Origin of the sequence: Acinetobacter sp. TAC-1 (genome assembly GCF_029025845.1) — a bacterium.
In the GTDB taxonomy this organism is placed as follows: Bacteria; Pseudomonadota; Gammaproteobacteria; order Pseudomonadales; family Moraxellaceae; genus Acinetobacter; species Acinetobacter guillouiae.
Map to the genome: position 1 here is coordinate 3,587,910 of NZ_CP118892.1, position 16,047 is coordinate 3,603,956.

The 16,047-nt window shown below is 38.1% G+C and carries 14 protein-coding genes, 4 tRNA genes and 1 other RNA gene; 10 read left to right on the plus strand and 9 right to left on the minus strand.

All coding sequences use genetic code 11. The annotated features are described in order from the left end of the window. Positions 1 to 150: 150 nt before the first annotated feature. Both PYV58_RS16665 and PYV58_RS16670 read left to right on the plus strand, forming a co-directional pair. Positions 151 to 1,029, plus strand: a complete 879-nt coding sequence (locus PYV58_RS16665) for an ATP-grasp fold amidoligase family protein (protein WP_004819661.1) — start codon at positions 151 to 153, stop codon at positions 1,027 to 1,029. Positions 1,030 to 1,105: 76 nt separating this feature from the next. Continuing rightward, positions 1,106 to 1,816: a hypothetical protein gene (locus tag PYV58_RS16670; RefSeq protein WP_034617283.1), complete on the plus strand. Its 711-nt coding sequence runs from the start codon at positions 1,106 to 1,108 to the stop codon at positions 1,814 to 1,816. Between the two features lie 37 nt (positions 1,817 to 1,853). Here the strand turns inward: PYV58_RS16670 and glpD are convergent, their stop codons facing one another. Together glpD and PYV58_RS16680 are read right to left on the minus strand one after the other, a co-directional pair. Next, entirely contained in the window at positions 1,854 to 3,383 is a 1,530-nt protein-coding gene (glpD, locus tag PYV58_RS16675) for a glycerol-3-phosphate dehydrogenase (RefSeq protein WP_034617280.1), read from the minus strand. Between the two features lie 166 nt (positions 3,384 to 3,549). Beyond that, positions 3,550 to 4,305 (minus strand): DeoR family transcriptional regulator, encoded by a 756-nt coding sequence (locus tag PYV58_RS16680; RefSeq protein ID WP_034617279.1) that lies wholly within the window; start codon positions 4,303 to 4,305, stop codon positions 3,550 to 3,552. 458 nt (positions 4,306 to 4,763) lie between these two features. On the opposite strand from PYV58_RS16680, the gene PYV58_RS16685 reads away from it, so the two are divergent. Then, positions 4,764 to 6,083 (plus strand): MFS transporter, encoded by a 1,320-nt coding sequence (locus PYV58_RS16685; protein ID WP_034617278.1) that lies wholly within the window; start codon positions 4,764 to 4,766, stop codon positions 6,081 to 6,083. Positions 6,084 to 6,229: 146 nt separating this feature from the next. Further along, entirely contained in the window at positions 6,230 to 6,655 is a 426-nt protein-coding gene (locus tag PYV58_RS16690; protein ID WP_004722461.1) for a hypothetical protein, read from the plus strand. A gap of 38 nt (positions 6,656 to 6,693) precedes the next feature. Here PYV58_RS16690 and PYV58_RS16695 read toward each other — a convergent pair whose 3' ends face one another. Next, complete coding sequence (locus tag PYV58_RS16695) at positions 6,694 to 7,362, minus strand: 50S ribosomal protein L11 methyltransferase (protein WP_004819654.1); 669 nt, start codon at positions 7,360 to 7,362, stop codon at positions 6,694 to 6,696. Between the two features lie 283 nt (positions 7,363 to 7,645). Continuing rightward, entirely contained in the window at positions 7,646 to 8,494 is an 849-nt protein-coding gene (gene folD, locus PYV58_RS16700) for a bifunctional methylenetetrahydrofolate dehydrogenase/methenyltetrahydrofolate cyclohydrolase FolD (RefSeq protein WP_004819653.1), read from the minus strand. A 152-nt stretch (positions 8,495 to 8,646) separates the two neighbouring features. Between folD and PYV58_RS16705 the strand changes: the two genes are divergently transcribed. From PYV58_RS16705 to PYV58_RS16715, 3 genes are all read left to right on the plus strand, one after another. After that, a tRNA-Cys gene (locus tag PYV58_RS16705) sits at positions 8,647 to 8,720 on the plus strand. 10 nt (positions 8,721 to 8,730) lie between these two features. Beyond that, positions 8,731 to 8,816, plus strand: a tRNA-Leu gene (locus PYV58_RS16710). A 123-nt stretch (positions 8,817 to 8,939) separates the two neighbouring features. After that, complete coding sequence (locus PYV58_RS16715; RefSeq protein ID WP_004722467.1) at positions 8,940 to 9,671, plus strand: hypothetical protein; 732 nt, start codon at positions 8,940 to 8,942, stop codon at positions 9,669 to 9,671. A gap of 58 nt (positions 9,672 to 9,729) precedes the next feature. Here the strand turns inward: PYV58_RS16715 and PYV58_RS16720 are convergent, their stop codons facing one another. Continuing rightward, the gene (locus PYV58_RS16720; protein ID WP_034618382.1) at positions 9,730 to 11,496 is read right to left on the minus strand and encodes an alkaline phosphatase D family protein; all 1,767 of its coding nucleotides are present in this window, start codon (positions 11,494 to 11,496) and stop codon (positions 9,730 to 9,732) included. A 216-nt stretch (positions 11,497 to 11,712) separates the two neighbouring features. Between PYV58_RS16720 and PYV58_RS16725 the strand changes: the two genes are divergently transcribed. Beyond that, positions 11,713 to 11,798 (plus strand) — tRNA-Leu (locus PYV58_RS16725). Between the two features lie 240 nt (positions 11,799 to 12,038). Continuing rightward, a complete protein-coding gene (locus tag PYV58_RS16730; protein ID WP_275059585.1) occupies positions 12,039 to 12,995 on the plus strand; it encodes an RDD family protein in 957 nt (318 codons plus the stop codon). A gap of 80 nt (positions 12,996 to 13,075) precedes the next feature. Here PYV58_RS16730 and PYV58_RS16735 read toward each other — a convergent pair. The 4 genes from PYV58_RS16735 to coaD all read right to left on the minus strand — a co-directional run bounded on the left by PYV58_RS16735 (position 13,076) and on the right by coaD (position 14,377). Then, positions 13,076 to 13,152: transfer RNA gene (locus PYV58_RS16735), tRNA-Met, on the minus strand. 64 nt (positions 13,153 to 13,216) lie between these two features. Next, positions 13,217 to 13,594: RNase P RNA component class A (gene rnpB, locus PYV58_RS16740), an RNA gene on the minus strand. Positions 13,595 to 13,620: 26 nt separating this feature from the next. Then, positions 13,621 to 13,884 carry a YfhL family 4Fe-4S dicluster ferredoxin gene (locus tag PYV58_RS16745; RefSeq protein ID WP_004722473.1) on the minus strand — a complete coding sequence of 88 codons (264 nt, stop codon included), beginning with the start codon at positions 13,882 to 13,884 and terminating at the stop codon, positions 13,621 to 13,623. A 1-nt stretch (position 13,885) separates the two neighbouring features. After that, positions 13,886 to 14,377, minus strand: coding sequence for a pantetheine-phosphate adenylyltransferase (coaD, locus tag PYV58_RS16750; RefSeq protein ID WP_004722475.1), 492 nt, complete (start codon positions 14,375 to 14,377; stop codon positions 13,886 to 13,888). 346 nt (positions 14,378 to 14,723) lie between these two features. Here coaD and PYV58_RS16755 point away from each other — a divergent pair, with 346 nt between their 5' ends. Next, entirely contained in the window at positions 14,724 to 15,947 is a 1,224-nt protein-coding gene (locus PYV58_RS16755) for an integrase arm-type DNA-binding domain-containing protein (RefSeq protein ID WP_275059586.1), read from the plus strand. Positions 15,948 to 16,047 lie beyond the last annotated feature (100 nt).

Below are 16,047 nucleotides of genomic sequence, written 5' to 3' on the forward strand. Positions count from 1 at the left end.
TTTTTTGCTTAGTGTGAACCAGTTCACTTTATTACTCTGGTATTCATTACAATTATGTAATAAAAATACAAATGATTACTGTTTCCATGTACAAAATTCATATTTTCTCTATAATTCAAACATTACTTTATTTTATTGATTTTTTTAATCATGTTAGAAAATATTATTTATTCGGCAAAAGTTATTAGAGCCAAATTTGTCTCAGATAGACGTTATCTCACCAAAAGATTTATTGCTAAATTGGGTTATACCCCGAACTTTGATCAGCCTAAAAGTTTCAATGAAAAAGTCACCGCCAGAATGATCTATGAAAGAGCACCTTTACATACGAAATTAGCAGATAAATTTGCTGTACGCGAAATGCTTGCAGAGAAAATTTGTTGTTCCCATTTTGTTCCACTGATTGGTGTATATAAGTGCTTTGAGGAAATTGACTTTAATCAACTTCCTAACAAGTTTGTTTTAAAATGCAATCATGACAGTGGCAGTGCGATTGTCTGTAATGATAAAGCGCAATTTGATATCAAAAAAGCACAGCACAAACTCAATCACCACCTTAAACAAAATATGTATTTTAGAAAACGAGAATGGCATTACAAAGATATTGTTCCTCTAATTTTGGCCGAACAACATATTGATTTGTTTGTTGATCAAGACAATAAACTGACCATTACAACATGCCGTGTTCATTGTTTTGAAGGTCAGCCTCGATATATTGAAGTCGATGTACAAGACAGCCAAGGCGTGGATTATTCAAATATGTATGACACATCTTGGGTGCTGCAACCCTTTACCGTTGATCTAAAAAGCAATACGCCAAGCTGTTTAGCAAGACCGCAAAAATTAAATAAAATGCTTCAACTGTCAGAAGATCTTTGTTTTAAATATGGTTATAGCCGAATCGATTTCTTATTATCTCAAGACGATGTTTTCTTTAGTGAGATTACCTTAACCCCCAATGCAGGTCGTATGGTCATCACCCCAAGTGAGTGGGATGAAAAGTTAGGCGCTTTATGGCTGACTGACTAAGCCGAGTAAAAAGACCGACGTGTTCGGTCTTTTTTGTGATTTAATGCAACCATTCAATGATCTAAAAATAAGCGCAATGACAACAATTAAAAACATTACCACAGTTCAACCTTATCTAACCCTGCTACCTGACCACGAAGTCGTCTTCGCCCCTTCAAGTCTATTTCTAGCTCAGCATTTACTTCCACTTATTTCAATTGATTTATCTACAATCAATCCAGCATGGCAAGGAAAAATTCATTTGCTCAATCCGATTGAACCTTATGAATGCTATATCGGAAGTGATACCACAGAATTTGCTGATGCATTTGCCAATGAAAATTGGTTTATTATGCAATTAAATCAACAAAATCAATATGAATGGTTAGCAAACAAAAGATATTTTGCTTTAGAGAATCCTGATTGCGAGGCCGATCTAAAAACCCATCATAAAGAAATGCATGAAGATTACTTGCAGCTTAAACAGCGCTTTGCTGAAACTGGAAAAGTCATTTCAACATCACGCATTGAATATCAAAATGATTCTGCAACAAGTCTGCTTGACCAATTAGGGGGTGAATGTGGCGGTGGAAACTGGACTTATCCGATTGATGAACATTTTGATTTACGCTACATCAACGCAGACCGTGATGATCAAGAAGTTCATATTTATGACCGTGATGGCAGGCGTTATTATTTTATTGCAGCTGTTGCTGGCTGGGAATATTGTTCACATGGGGCAGATTGGATTTTAATGTACTACCAACCTGAAACCCGACGCGTTTTATATACCTTTGATTGGTCATAACGTACCTTGTGCAAAGCTATATATTTTCCACTTTTGCTTAGGCAACATCTTTCTGTAAGCGGCGTTCATGCAATTCAAGCAAATATTCATCCAATGCTTGAATTTCAGCTTCGGTAAATTTTAAATATAACTTGCTACGGCGCTTTAAAATATCCTGACTGGTGATCGCCCACTCTAGGTCAACCAAATAATCGACCTCTTGGGCATATAAACCATGGCCAAAATCTTGACCAAGTTCATGAACAGATGTCGAATGATTTAAAAATTTCCATGTATAAGTTCCATAGGCATGTGCCCAACGGCTTGCAGTTTCATGATCAAGCCCTTTGATTTTATTTTGAATTTCTAAAACCAATCCATCAATTGAAACTAAATTCTCAGCACCCGGCAGTAAGGATTTTTCAGTCCAAGCTTTCCCAGCGTTAGGGAAGAACTTCTGCAAATGCTCCATGGCAGATTCAGCCAAGCGTCGATAAGTGGTTAACTTGCCACCAAACACAGAAAGTAAGGGTGCATCATTTTCATGATCTTGCGATAAAGCCAAAGTATAGTCACGGGTGATTGCGGCTGGATTATCAGACTCATCATCACACAATGGGCGCACCCCTGAGAATGTCTGAATAATATCGGCTTGAGTCAGTTGCACTTTAAAATGATCATTGGATACATCAAGCAGATAATCAATCTCTTGCTGACTAATTTCAACATTATTCGGATCTGCTAAATATTCACGATCAGTTGTACCAATCATGGTGTATTGATTGAGATAAGGAATTGCAAACACGATACGTTGATCATCATTTTGCATAATAAAGGCTTTATCACCGTCATATATTTTCGGCACAATAATATGACTGCCTTGAATGAGGCGAATTCCATATTGCGATTTTAACTGAAGCTCTTGCTTAATAAATTGTGCAACCCAAGGCCCCGCAGCATTGACCAAAACCTTCGCTTGTATCTGATAAATGCCCTGCTCATTTTCAAACTGGATATTCCATAAACCATGTTCACGCTGTGCTGAAATACAGCGTGTTTGCGTAACCACAGTGGCATTTTTTTCACGTGCTTGCATCGCATTTAAAATGACTAAGCGTGAATCATCTACAGCACAATCTGAGTATTCAAATCCGCGTGTGATCTCTGTTTTTAGTGGGCTAGTATAAGGATCAAATTCAACCAAATGTGAACCTGCAAGCTTCTCTCTTTTGCCCAAATGATCATATAAAAACAGCCCCGTACGAATCAGCCAAGCAGGACGCAAATGAGGTTGATGTGGCATGATAAAACGCATAGGACGAATGATATGTGGTGCTTTTGCCAGTAAGACTTCTCGCTCAGCCAACGCTTCTCGCACTAAACGAAATTCTTTATGTTCCAAATAACGTAGACCACCATGGATCAACTTACTGCTTGCAGACGAGGTATGGCTGGCTAAATCATCTTTTTCACACAAGAACACAGATAAACCGCGCCCAGCAGCATCATTGGCAATACCAACACCATTTATTCCACCACCAATTACAGCAATATCATAATACGTTTGTTGCTCATTGATTTGTGTCATAAACGCCACCACCTTTGATCATTTGCATATATTCACAATCATTTTTGAGAATATATTTTCGTTTGTTTTCATTTAAGAAAATAATAGATAGTTTTTTAATCAATGTCTATCAAAAAATGATCAATTTCACGTTTATCATATTTTCACTATGGGTTTTAAAATTAGCCTAAACCACAGTTAAAACCACTTCTGCTGCATGAATTTGTTTTAAATAATTTTCAGTGGGCACTTTATTGGTAAAAAGCCGATCTATTTCAGAAAGATGGCCTAAGCGCATCATTGCATGACGACCAAACTTGCTCTCATCTGCTGCTAAAAATACTTGCCGAGCACCTAAAATAATTTCTTGCGAGACAGACACTTCTTGAAAATCGAAATCGAGCATGGTTCCATCTTCATCAATCCCACTGATACCAATCAGGGCATAATCAACTTTAAACTGTTTAAAAAATTCAGAGGTGGCTTGTCCTATCACACCACCATCGGGGCGTACTTTTCCGCTGGCAATCAGTACTTCAAAATCATCATTCATACTCAAAATTTTCGCCACATTTAAGTTATTGGTGATCACTTTTAAACCGCGATGTTGCAATAAAGCATGCGCAATAGCTTCGGTTGTAGTACCAATATTGATAAATAACGATGCATGGTCTGGAACTGCGTTTGCAACAGCTGTTGCAATACGCTGTTTTGCCGCTAAATTATGGCTGATCCGTTGACTATATGCGGTATTGGTGACGCTTGAGTCTACCGCAGCGCCACCATGGTAACGACGTAATAGTCCGGCATCGGCCAATTGATTGATATCCCGCCGTACAGTTTGTGGGGTAACTGCAAAATGCTGTGCAATCTCATCAATACTGACGTAGCCCCGAGCCTTAACCAATGCTAATGTTTGCTGTTGTCGAATCATCAAGTCCATAGATGTGAAACCTTATTGTTTTATTTTCAAAAATGAACATTAAGCTGCTATAAATAGCATGACTGCTTAGCTTACGACTAGATTAAATTTTTAAATTCTCCCAACTCAGCTTATTAAATTGTGTACATTTCATACATTTAGATGCAAGCAAACATGCTTTAACTTTAAGCTAAATTCTTATAATTTATAAAATATTTCAAATTAAATAGCTGTTTTAAAAAAATTATTCATTTATTTCTAGAATTTCTCATTCTAGATCAACAATAAACCCTCAACACAGCTAAGACCAAAGTCTAATAAGGTCTGCTTTCATTCAAGCGTATAACGAGCATTGTAATTATTTGTATCTCCCTCGTCATACTGACTGAAATTCTCTCTGTTTGATTTTTCTGCTTTGATTTTCATCCAAAATAAAAGTTAAACAGGCTGTATTTTGCATATTCTTTTGGAGAATTGCCTTGTCCAATTCATCTCCTCAAGTTGCCACTTCGCAACTTGATAGAAAAACTCGTTTCAAATCTATACTTGGTGGTTCAGCTGGTAATTTAGTCGAATGGTATGATTGGTATGTCTATGCCGCATTTACCCTCTATTTTGCCCCTGTGTTCTTTCCAGAAGGCAATGAAACGGTCAAACTTCTCCAAGCTGCTGCTGTTTTCGCTTTAGGCTTTTTAATGCGTCCGATCGGCGCATGGATCATGGGCGTTTATGCTGACCGTAAAGGTCGTAAAGCGGGTTTAACACTTTCTGTTTCATTGATGTGTGTTGGCTCATTAATCATTGCTTGTGCGCCATCTTATGATTCAGTCGGAATGTTTGCTCCTGCACTGCTTTTATTTGCGCGCTTATTACAAGGTTTAAGTGTTGGTGGTGAGTATGGCTCTAGTGCCACCTATTTAACTGAAATGGCAGGTAAAAATCACCGCGGATTTTTCTCAAGTTTCCAATATGTCACCCTGATTTCAGGTCAATTACTGGCACTCTGTGTGCTGATTATCCTGCAACATAATCTTTCTGAAGATGCCTTACATGCATGGGGATGGCGTGTTCCTTTCTTTATCGGTGCATTACTTGCAATTGTTGTGTTCTGGATTCGTCGTGGTCTGGTTGAAACAGAATCATCTAAACAAGCACAACAACAAGCTAAAAATGGCGGTGAAACATCTGGTGCTTTGGCCTTATTCACCAAGTATCCTAAACAAGCATTTACAGTCATTATGCTAACAGCAGGCGGTACCTTAGCCTTCAATACATTTACGACTTATTTACAAAAATACTTAGTCAACACTTCGGGTTTTGAAAAAACCACCGCAACTGAAATTACCACAGCCGCAATCTTTATTTTTATGTTGATTCAACCTGCAGTCGGTGCACTTTCAGACAAAATTGGTCGTAAACCGATTATGATCACTTTTGGTGTACTCGGTGTGCTATTTACCATTCCTATTTTCAATGGTTTAGGCTCGACAACGGACCCTAAAACGGCTTTCTTCTTATGTATGAGTGGTATGGTCATTGTGACTGGATATACAGCCATTAATGCGGTTGTAAAAGCTGAATTATTTCCACCGCATATTCGCGCTTTAGGTGTAGCCTTACCTTATGCACTTGCCAACACTGTATTTGGCGGTACGGCTGAATTAGTTGCACTAAGCTTTAAAAATGCCGGTCATGAAAACTATTTCTTCTATTACATTACCTTTATGATCGGTTTATCTCTAATCACCTATGTGTTTATGAAAGATACCAAAAAACATAGCCTGATTACGGATGATTAATTCAAAATAAACTTTGCAATCTAATTCATTTAAAACAGCTTTTTTATTCACATGAAAAAGCTGTTTTATTTAAGCAATTCACTTATCGTGAAAATTGCAAAGCTATGGCATACTAAAAATAATTCAAAAAGCTAGGACTTTAAAAGATGAAAAAAATCACTTATGCAGGTTTAGGATTAATCGTTTTAGCTTTATCTGCATGTCAAACAACCCCTCGTCAATACAATGGCGTAACCGGTTATCAAATTGAAAATCAAACAGCAGATAGTGCAACCCTTGCGTATACCCTTTCAGGTCGTGCAGATCGTGATTTGGATGCGGATAAATTACAGCGCGCATGTCAAAAAGTATTGGGTGCAAACAAAAACTATAAAATTTCTGTATTAAGTACCAATGAAATTATCAACCCGCAAACAGCAAAAGATCAGGCTGGCGTTCAACTTGGACATAGCCGTACATCTTTTGGGCTTTCCAACACGCCAAGTCTAAATAACAGTGAAGATTATGCAACACGCCAAGCCTTAGATACCCGCCCAAGCACTTTACATGTGGTACGTTATACCTGTTCTTGATTTTAGCTATGTGTATCGCAGAATAAAATAAGACGCTGTCATAGCGTCTTATAAAAACTCACATTTCTAAATTCTTTGGCTTCATCTAAATCAGGCCAAGTGGTTGCACTTCGTTCATCCAATTTTTGGTAATTTGGATGACTAAAGTTTTTCACTCTACTATCTGCCACCCATACTTCTGGTGCAAATTTTAAAAACTCATCCAAGAAGAACCGGTTAGATTGATCATATAAAACATCTGCTGCTAATAAGACATCAACCTGTTCGGCTTTATATAAATCATCTAGATACTCAAGCTCAACATCATTGAGCAAAGCATTTTCACGACAAGCATCCAAACTTATCGGGTCGATATCACAACAGATGACACGTTTTGCACCTGCCATTTTGGCTGCAATTGCAACCACACCGGATCCAGCACCAAAATCCAGCACCACTTTATCTTTTACATGCTGTGGTTCTGCAATCAGCCATTGTGCCATTGCTAAACCAGAAGCCCAGCAAAAAATCCAATACGGTGTATCATTCCAAATACGGCGAATCACCTCATCATCCAAACGATCTGTTGGAAAAACTGGTGGAATCAACCATAACGAAATTGGGCTTTCAGGCAACTGCTGCGCCAATAATTCGCATTGAGGAATTACTTCATGCAAAGCATCAAGTAAATGTTGTGGGGCTTTAGGAAATTGATAAGTACAGCTCATGCAAAATATGACCAAAATTATTATTTTGATATTGAGGAAATACAGCTTCTTCCTCATATTCGATAGACAGTAACATCATGTGCTAAGGTTCGAGACGCTACTTCTTGTTAAGTCTCAGATACTGCTACTTAAAAGTAGATCTTAAACGCGTTAAGCCAATGACCATTAAACTAATGACAATATTGCCTACTTTTACTGAAAAATAAACATTGCTGTGTAAATGTAGGCTGAATTTAAGCACAGTGAATGCATGGCTTTCACTGTACCCAGAATAAAACAGAACTTAAGCTAACGCTTTTTCAGCTGCTTCCACAGTTTGACGAATCAACGTTGTGATCGTCATCGGGCCTACACCACCTGGAACTGGTGTATAAGCTGAAGCGACATCTTCAATACCGACCAATTGGATATCACCCACACCACCACCGTCACGAGGATGGAATCCAGCATCAACCACAACAGCACCTTGCTTAATCCAGTCTTTTTGGATTAATTCAGCTTTACCGACTGCACCAACAACAATATCAGCCTGTTTTACCAATTCAGCAAGATTTTGTGTACGAGAATGACAGATTGTCACTGTTGCATTGGCTTGAAGTAGCATCATTGCCATCGGCTTACCTAAAATAGCCGAACGCCCTACCACAACTGCATGTTTACCAGCAATTTCAATCTTGTTTTCTTGAAGAATCGTCATGATACCTGCAGGTGTTGCCGAACCATAAGCAGCCTCACCCATTGCCATACGACCAAAACCTAAGCAAGTTACCCCATCTACATCTTTTTCAAGTGAAATGGCATCAAAGCAAGCACGTTCATCAATTTGTTCAGGCACAGGATGTTGGAGCAAAATACCGTGAACATCAGGATTGGCATTTAATTTTTCAATTTCAGCCAATAATTGTTCAGTTGTGGTTTCTTTACCTAACTCTACTTTTAAAGAATCCATACCAACACGACGGCAAGCATTTCCTTTCATGCGTACATACGTCGCAGATGCACCATCATCACCCACTAAAATAGTCGCTAAAATTGGGGTACGACCTGTTTTTGCTTTTATAGCTTCAACACGAGTCAACAAGTCTGCTTCAATTTGTTTCGCTAATGCGCGACCATCCAATACCAATGCCACGGCACATCTCCAAAGTAGATATGAATCAATTTTGCAAATAATACATGATTATTTAGACAATTTTCTTTCATATGCTGAATTTATGTGCATATGCATGAATTATAGTATTGTTTTTTTTTCAAAGATTGCTAATATGTGCATCACCAAGACATGGCGGGGTGGCAGAGTGGTCATGCAGCGGACTGCAACTCCGTGTACGCCGGTTCGATTCCGACCTCCGCCTCCAATCTTGTAAAGCCCGAGTGGTGAAATCGGTAGACACAGGGGATTTAAAATCCCCCGCCCACAAAGCGTGCCAGTTCGAGTCTGGCCTCGGGCACCATTTTAATTCTTGTTAAAATGGTGCAATAAAGAACCCAGCGATAAGCTGGTTTTTTTATGCCTAAAATTTTATATTGTTTTTTATGTTAATATCCAAAGTGAAATTTAGATAAGCGAAGCCTATATGATTCAAAACAAGCAAGTTTCCCTCTATTTAAATCAATTACAACAACAATACCCACAAGCATTTAAGCGCAACTTTCTATTTTATAGTCAAATTAAAACCAAAGGGCTTTTAGATGAAGCAAAGGAATTTATTCCTTGGATTTTGTCGATTATGATTTTTTGCAGCATCTATTTTAGTTTAGGTCAGTATATTGCAAATCATTTTCCTCAATTCGATAGCTTTCAAGCCAATGGCATTGCCGCTTTAGCGATTATGTTATTTTTTATGATTATTGTTCCGATCATTATCAAACAAATAAAACACAGTTCGACACATTTATACCAACAACTCAATAATATTCCGCTTAAGCTTGCGGTACTGATCGTCCTGCAAGCCCTCAATCTTTATTTTATAGAAAGCACCCTGCTACAAGGCCTGTTATTTTTCTTTGCAATGAGCTTTGGTTTTGTCAAATTTTATAAAGAAAATTTATTTAGAGATAGCACCAAAGACACTGAATATTACCAATTACAACAAATTCGAAAAAGCTGTTTATGGGCTTATAAACAAGCCAAGAAAGCCAAATTCAAAATGCGATTCTTGGCCAAAGATTCTGAGAAGTATCAATTTTATCAAAAGCGCTTAGTCACCTTTTTAGAATTACATTTAGAACTATTAAAATATGAAAATGAAATGTGTAAAACCTATAAATATGAAGATTTAGATGCCTATATGGACAGTATGATGTAATCCATCTATCACGTTAAAAAGCCGAGTGATCTAAACTCGGCTTTTTAAGCTTGAAAATTTATGCACTTTTCTGAACAGTCTTTACATCAACCAAATTGTTATTTAAAACCACTTGATGGGCACGAGCAGTATCCACCATATAGGTTTTTTCCTTGATGCTATTTAAGAAAATCCAATCTGCTTGTACCTGTTGTGCTGTAAAGCTGACTTTTAAGTACCCTCGCTGATTTAAATTGGTGTAATTCAATTCATCAATGAGCGTGGTGAAGGCCATTTCAAATTGTTGTAACTGTGCCAAAGGAATACTTAAATACTTTTCCATCCCAGGTGAAGAGACCGAACTGGTTGCCAATTCAACCCCAACAAAATCACCCGCTTGGGTATGCAAGTCAGCAGACCATGCATTATGGGTATCCCCCGCCAACACCACAACTTTCTTATTTAATGTTTTAAGTGTGCCATATAAAATTTCACGTTCTGCATAGTAGCCATCCCAAGCATCTAAATTATAGGGTGCAACTGTGGTTACACGGGCTTTTTCTGCAGCGGTTAATGTTGGATCACCACTTTTCAAACGAACTTTTAAAGTAACTAACTCGATGATCTGCTGATTCATTTTTGCCAAAGTTTCGGCTGTGACATTTCCACTGGTAATTGCAGATAAAGACAATAGCAATTCAGCAGGGATTAACATTTTTGCCATCAACACTTGCTGACCCAATACATTCCAAGTCGTTGTAGATTGTGCCAGTTTCTTTTGTAGCCACTCACGTTGGGTATAACCCATCAGTGTACGCGTAGTACTGGTTAAATCTGCCTGAAACTTAGCAATATCTAAGCCCGAAGCCGTCATATAATTGGCATAATCGAGTTGCTTATCACGTGCCAAAATACGGGTATCTAACATGGTCAATTGTACCAATGAACCAAAGTCAAACTGGCGATAAATATTCAAGTGATCTGTTGCAGATACAGGACGAATCGGCATCCATTCAAAATAGGCTTGTAAAGCTGCCAATTTACGGTCTAAGAAATTACCCTCATTGGCTTGATGGTTTTCTGCACCGTCTTTCCATGCGTCATTTGCCAGTTCATGGTCGTCCCAAATCACGATAAAAGGATGACGGGCATGTGCGGCCTGTAGATCGGCGTCAGTATGGTAAAGCGCATAACGCTTACGGTAATCATCCAACTTGATAATTTCTTTATCATTGTCAGCAGCGAGGGTACGACCCAGCTTTACTGCCTCTTCTGTGGCATATCCATCTTTACCATATTCATAGATGTAATCCCCCAAATGGATGATCGCATCAACCTCTTGTTTTGCCATTTCCTTATACACATAGAAATAGCCAGCAGGATAGTTTGAACATGAACACACCGCAAACTGCACCGAGCTGGTGGTTTCAGGTAATGTTTTGGTACGCCCTACTGACGAAATCACCGAACCAAATTTAAAACGATAATAATAAGTTTGCCCAGACTTAAGCTTGTCTGCATCGACCTTAATAGTAAAATCCTGAGCTGATGCTGTTTGTACTTTTCCAGTATTGATCACTTGCGTAAATTTATCGTCTGTGGCAATTTCCCAAACCACTTCTAAACGCAAAGACGTATCCTGCGGGGTAATACGCGTCCACAAAATCACACGATCTTTTAATGGGTCACCACTGGCAACACCATGTAAAAATTCAACTTTTGTTGTAGGAGATGTTGAATCGTTGTTATCACTCCCACAAGCAGTCAACGACACTGGTATAGATAATGCCCCAAAACTGGCTAATGACTTTTGAATAAGTTCACGGCGTGAAATTGAGTTTGGCATTGAAGTAGGTTTCCTCTAAGTTTTTTTATCCAATCAATTTAAAGGCTTAATATTTCGCTTTAATCTCAAATTGATGAAAAAATCATGACAAAATACCCATTCAACGGCTTAAAATGCTTTATTTTCAAACATAAGCACATGAATTGATTGAAAAGAAAGCAAATCGACGTAAATACGCTTGCCAAGAGAAAAACTGTCCTTTATTATTGCGCACATGCCCGAGTGGTGAAATCGGTAGACACAGGGGATTTAAAATCCCCCGCCCACAAAGCGTGCCAGTTCGAGTCTGGCCTCGGGCACCATTTTAAGTCTTATTAAAATGGTGCAATAAAGAACCCAGCGATAAGCTGGTTTTTTTATGCCTAAAATTTGTAAATCATCTATAAATCGCCAATTTATAAATAACGCAAAGTTCAATACATCTTGCTAAAAAGCGTGATAGCTCAACTATATTTTTCTGGTTATTTTTCATTAAAAAACTTATAATATGTTAAATTTAAATTAATTATTAATATTTTCATAAACTTAATTAAACCAACACCATGTCTGAAATTACTACTGAAACTCAAAAAGCCGCCCCTATATTTCCTCGAATATTCGCATTTATCATCGACTGTATTACCGTCGGCGTAGCCTGTTTAGTGACGGGCAAAATACTCTACCCATATTTTGAAAATTCTCCTTTTATTTTCCAATGTATAGGTACGCTCCTCTGTCTATTTTATTTTGCTGCTTTTAACAGCCATATCGGTAATGGTAAAACCATTGGGAAAATCCTGGGTAAAATTAGGGTAAAAGACTTAAATGGTGCTTCAATTCCATTTATGCGCTCTCTGGTTAGATCAAGTATTTTTATCATTCCATTTTGCTTTGCTGGTTATTTACAAACATATTCAACTCAGCATCTTTCACTCAGCCTACTTGTGGCATTTTTTCAAAGTATCGTCTTTGCCTGTTTTTACTTGGCTATTTTTAATGGAAATAGCCAACAATCTCTGCACGACCTCCTCAGTGAAACTCAAATCCTCAGAAACGCTCAATCCAATATTCCACGCCAGTCTGTATGGCGTATTCATTACTACATCATTGCGCTGTTAACGATTGTGATTTTTTCTGTCAATTTATGGGGTTATTTCCAAAGCAAAGCAATGTCAGCCAATGATTTTAGTTTGATCTCCAATGACATTAAAAATGCTCAAGTTGAAAGTCGCCATACCTTCATCGGAGAAGCCGAATCCACAAATCAGGTTTTAATTTTAAATGTGAATCAGCCAGATTATCTGGATGACCTTGAGCGTGCCGAAACATTGCTAGAAAAGATTAATCAACAACACGCTGAGGTGTTAACGCAATACCACATCACTCAGGTGCAATTTAACTTTTCTTATCAATTTGGCTTGGCTAAATTATCAAAAACAACGCTTTATGATTATAAAAAGACGCCTAAAAGTAGCTTAAGCTATATTGGGGAGAGTACAGGGCTAAACCTTGGTTTTTAAACAAGACCAAGTCTCGCTGTTAAAGTTTAAATCTTGTAGATAAAAAAAGACCACGTTTTTGGAAACGTGGTCTATAAAAATGGTGGCTATGACGGGACTTGAACCTGTGACCCCCGCATTATGAGTGCGGTGCTCTAACCAACTGAGCTACATAGCCTAAAACTGTGCGCGCATTATCTGCTGTAAACAATGTTACGTCAAGCACTAATTAAAATAAAATTCATCGAAGTGAGCCGATAAGCCGGGTTCTGTCTAGAACGATCATTCCTCTAGGCGTATGATCACTCATACGCTCAAGCGACCTACCCGGATCCAGCATGGGCCATGCCTATAGGATCCCTATTTGGTCTTGCTTCCGGTGGGGTTTACCATGCCATGAACTGTTACCAGCCATGCGGTGCGCTCTTACCGCACCCTTTCACCCTTACCTTCCATTTCTCCGAAAAGAAACGTTATTGAAGGCGGTCTACTCTCTGCTGCACTTTCCGTCGGTTCACACCGCCCAGGCGTTACCTGGCACCTTGCCCTATGAAGCCCGGACTTTCCTCCCCTGCTTCAATCACGGAGATCTCCACAGCAGCGATCGTCTGGCTCACTTCGGGGCGTATCCTAACAAATTTCTCGGCTAATTGCTTGCGCTTTTTTGAGCAATTAGTTTTTTATACTTTTCCATCAAGTCGTCTTGGCTCTCTACATGGTTCGGATCGAGCGGAATACAGTCGACTGGACAGAAAAGCGCACACTGTGGCTGATCAAAATGCCCGACGCATTCTGTACATAGGTTAGGATGGATTTCATAAATCTCCTCCCCCATAAAAATGGCATCATTTGGACATACAGGCTCGCATACATCACAATTGATACATTCATCAGTGATAATTAAAGACACGCTACCAACCTTGTTGATGTTTACGATGGAAGGCTTCGACAACGCATTGAGGAACAAACTTTGCCACATCGCCTTTCAATCGTGCTATTTCTCGAACCATCGTCGAAGAAATAAATGAAAATTGCTCTGATGGTGTTAAAAATACTGTTTCAAAATCATGATCAAGCTGACGATTCATATTCGCAAGCTGAAATTCATATTCAAAATCTGAAACAGCTCTTAAGCCACGTAACACTGCTGTAGCATGTTGTTCACGTGCAAAATTGACCAATAACCCATCAAAACCGACAAACTCAACATTGGGTAAATGTTTGAGTGATATCTTTGCTAACTCTACACGTTCTTCCAAACTAAAGACTGGATTTTTATGATGCCCAATTGCAATTGCGACCACAACTTCATCAAACATTCGTGAAGCACGTGCGACTAAATCAACATGGCCATTGGTAATTGGATCAAAAGTTCCTGGATAGATGACACGAGTTTTAGACATCCATTTGTACTCTAGTTTGTTATGTAGGGCTATAGTTTAACAAAAACTTAAATATTAGCGAATAACCTCTTTTGATTTAGCTTTGGCTTTAATTGTGAAATGACTTCACCTGAAGCCAAGTTTGAGGCAAAATAAGGCTATTCTTGGAATATTTGTATTATGTCGAAAAACATTGTCGTTAAAAAAAATAATGGTATATATTCTTTATAGTTCGTTACAATTCTCTAAATCCTTTTAAGTTATTGAATATTAAAAATATCAGTTCATATTAGTTCGCAAGGTGCTCTTTTAATTTCCAGTCAAAACGGGTAAATATACGGGTAACGGTCAAGAATACTATTTAATCATGGCATCAATTAAGCTTTCAGACGCAAAAATCAAAACCCTTAAGCCTCAAGAAAAAACTTATCGTATTCTTGATGCAGATAGACTCTATATTGAAGTACGTCCTTCTAGTGCCAAGATTTGGCGATTTAAATTTGTTTTAAATGGCAAAGAGTCATCAATGAGCCTTGGTGAGTACCCATCTATAACTCTTGCCGAAGCCAGAACTCTCAAAGAAGAAATGAGAGCAAAATTAGCTAAAGGCATAAATCCTGTTGAAGAACGTCGCCAGGGTAAAGAAGCTCAAAAAGAAAGTAATAAAAATATATTTGATGCAATTGCTACCGAATACTTTAATGAGCGCTTAACTGGTAAATCTTTTCGATATAAGGAAAAATTTGGCATATCAATGCAAACAGATATTTTGCCTGTTATTGGAAATAAGAATATTAGAGATGTAACCGCTGCAGATGTTCTAAAAATATTAAGAAATACAGTTGCCCGTGTTAAAAAGGAAAGTGGTGGTAGATACTCTGGTGAATCAGCAGCAATTCAAAATAGGACCTTTATTGGATCTGTTTCGAGATATGCTATTGCAACACTAAGATGTGAGAATGATCCAACTTATGCTGTTCGTGATGCCATTCAGCGCCCACCAGTTAATCATGCAAGGCCACTAACAAAGCAAGAAAGAAAAATGGTTAGGGTAAATCTAGAAAACTACAACGGCACTCAAACAGTGAAGAATGCTGGTTTCATCTTAATCTATACGATGTTAAGGGCAGTTGAAATTCGGAGAATGGAGTGGTCATGGATTGATTTTGATGAACAGACAATTACATTCCCTAGAGAAGTAATGAAAAAGAATAGAGCTCATATTTTGCCAATCTCAAAACAAGTGAGTGCTATTTTGAAAAGCCAGTATGAAATATCGGGCAATCATGACATTGTATTTACATCTGTTTATCGAAGTAAAAAAGACAATGGCATGATTGCTAAGGAAACACTTAATGATATGCTTCGATACATTGGCTTAAAAGGCGTTACAACACATGATTTCAGAGCAACAGCTTCTACATTATTGTATGAGAAAGGATATGAAGAAGATTGGATCGAGAAGCAACTAGCTCATGCTGAATCAAATAAAACCAAAGCTTCGTATGATCACTCAAAACATTTGCAGCAAAGACGTGAGATGATTCAAGACTGGGCGAACATTGTTGATAGTTGGAAAGATTTAAAGTGAATTCTTCATAAAAAATTGATTTTATATACATGATACGCAAGTTTTATTGTTGTTTTGGCGAAATTGTCATTACAAATAAAAATGGTTTGGATTAGCTACC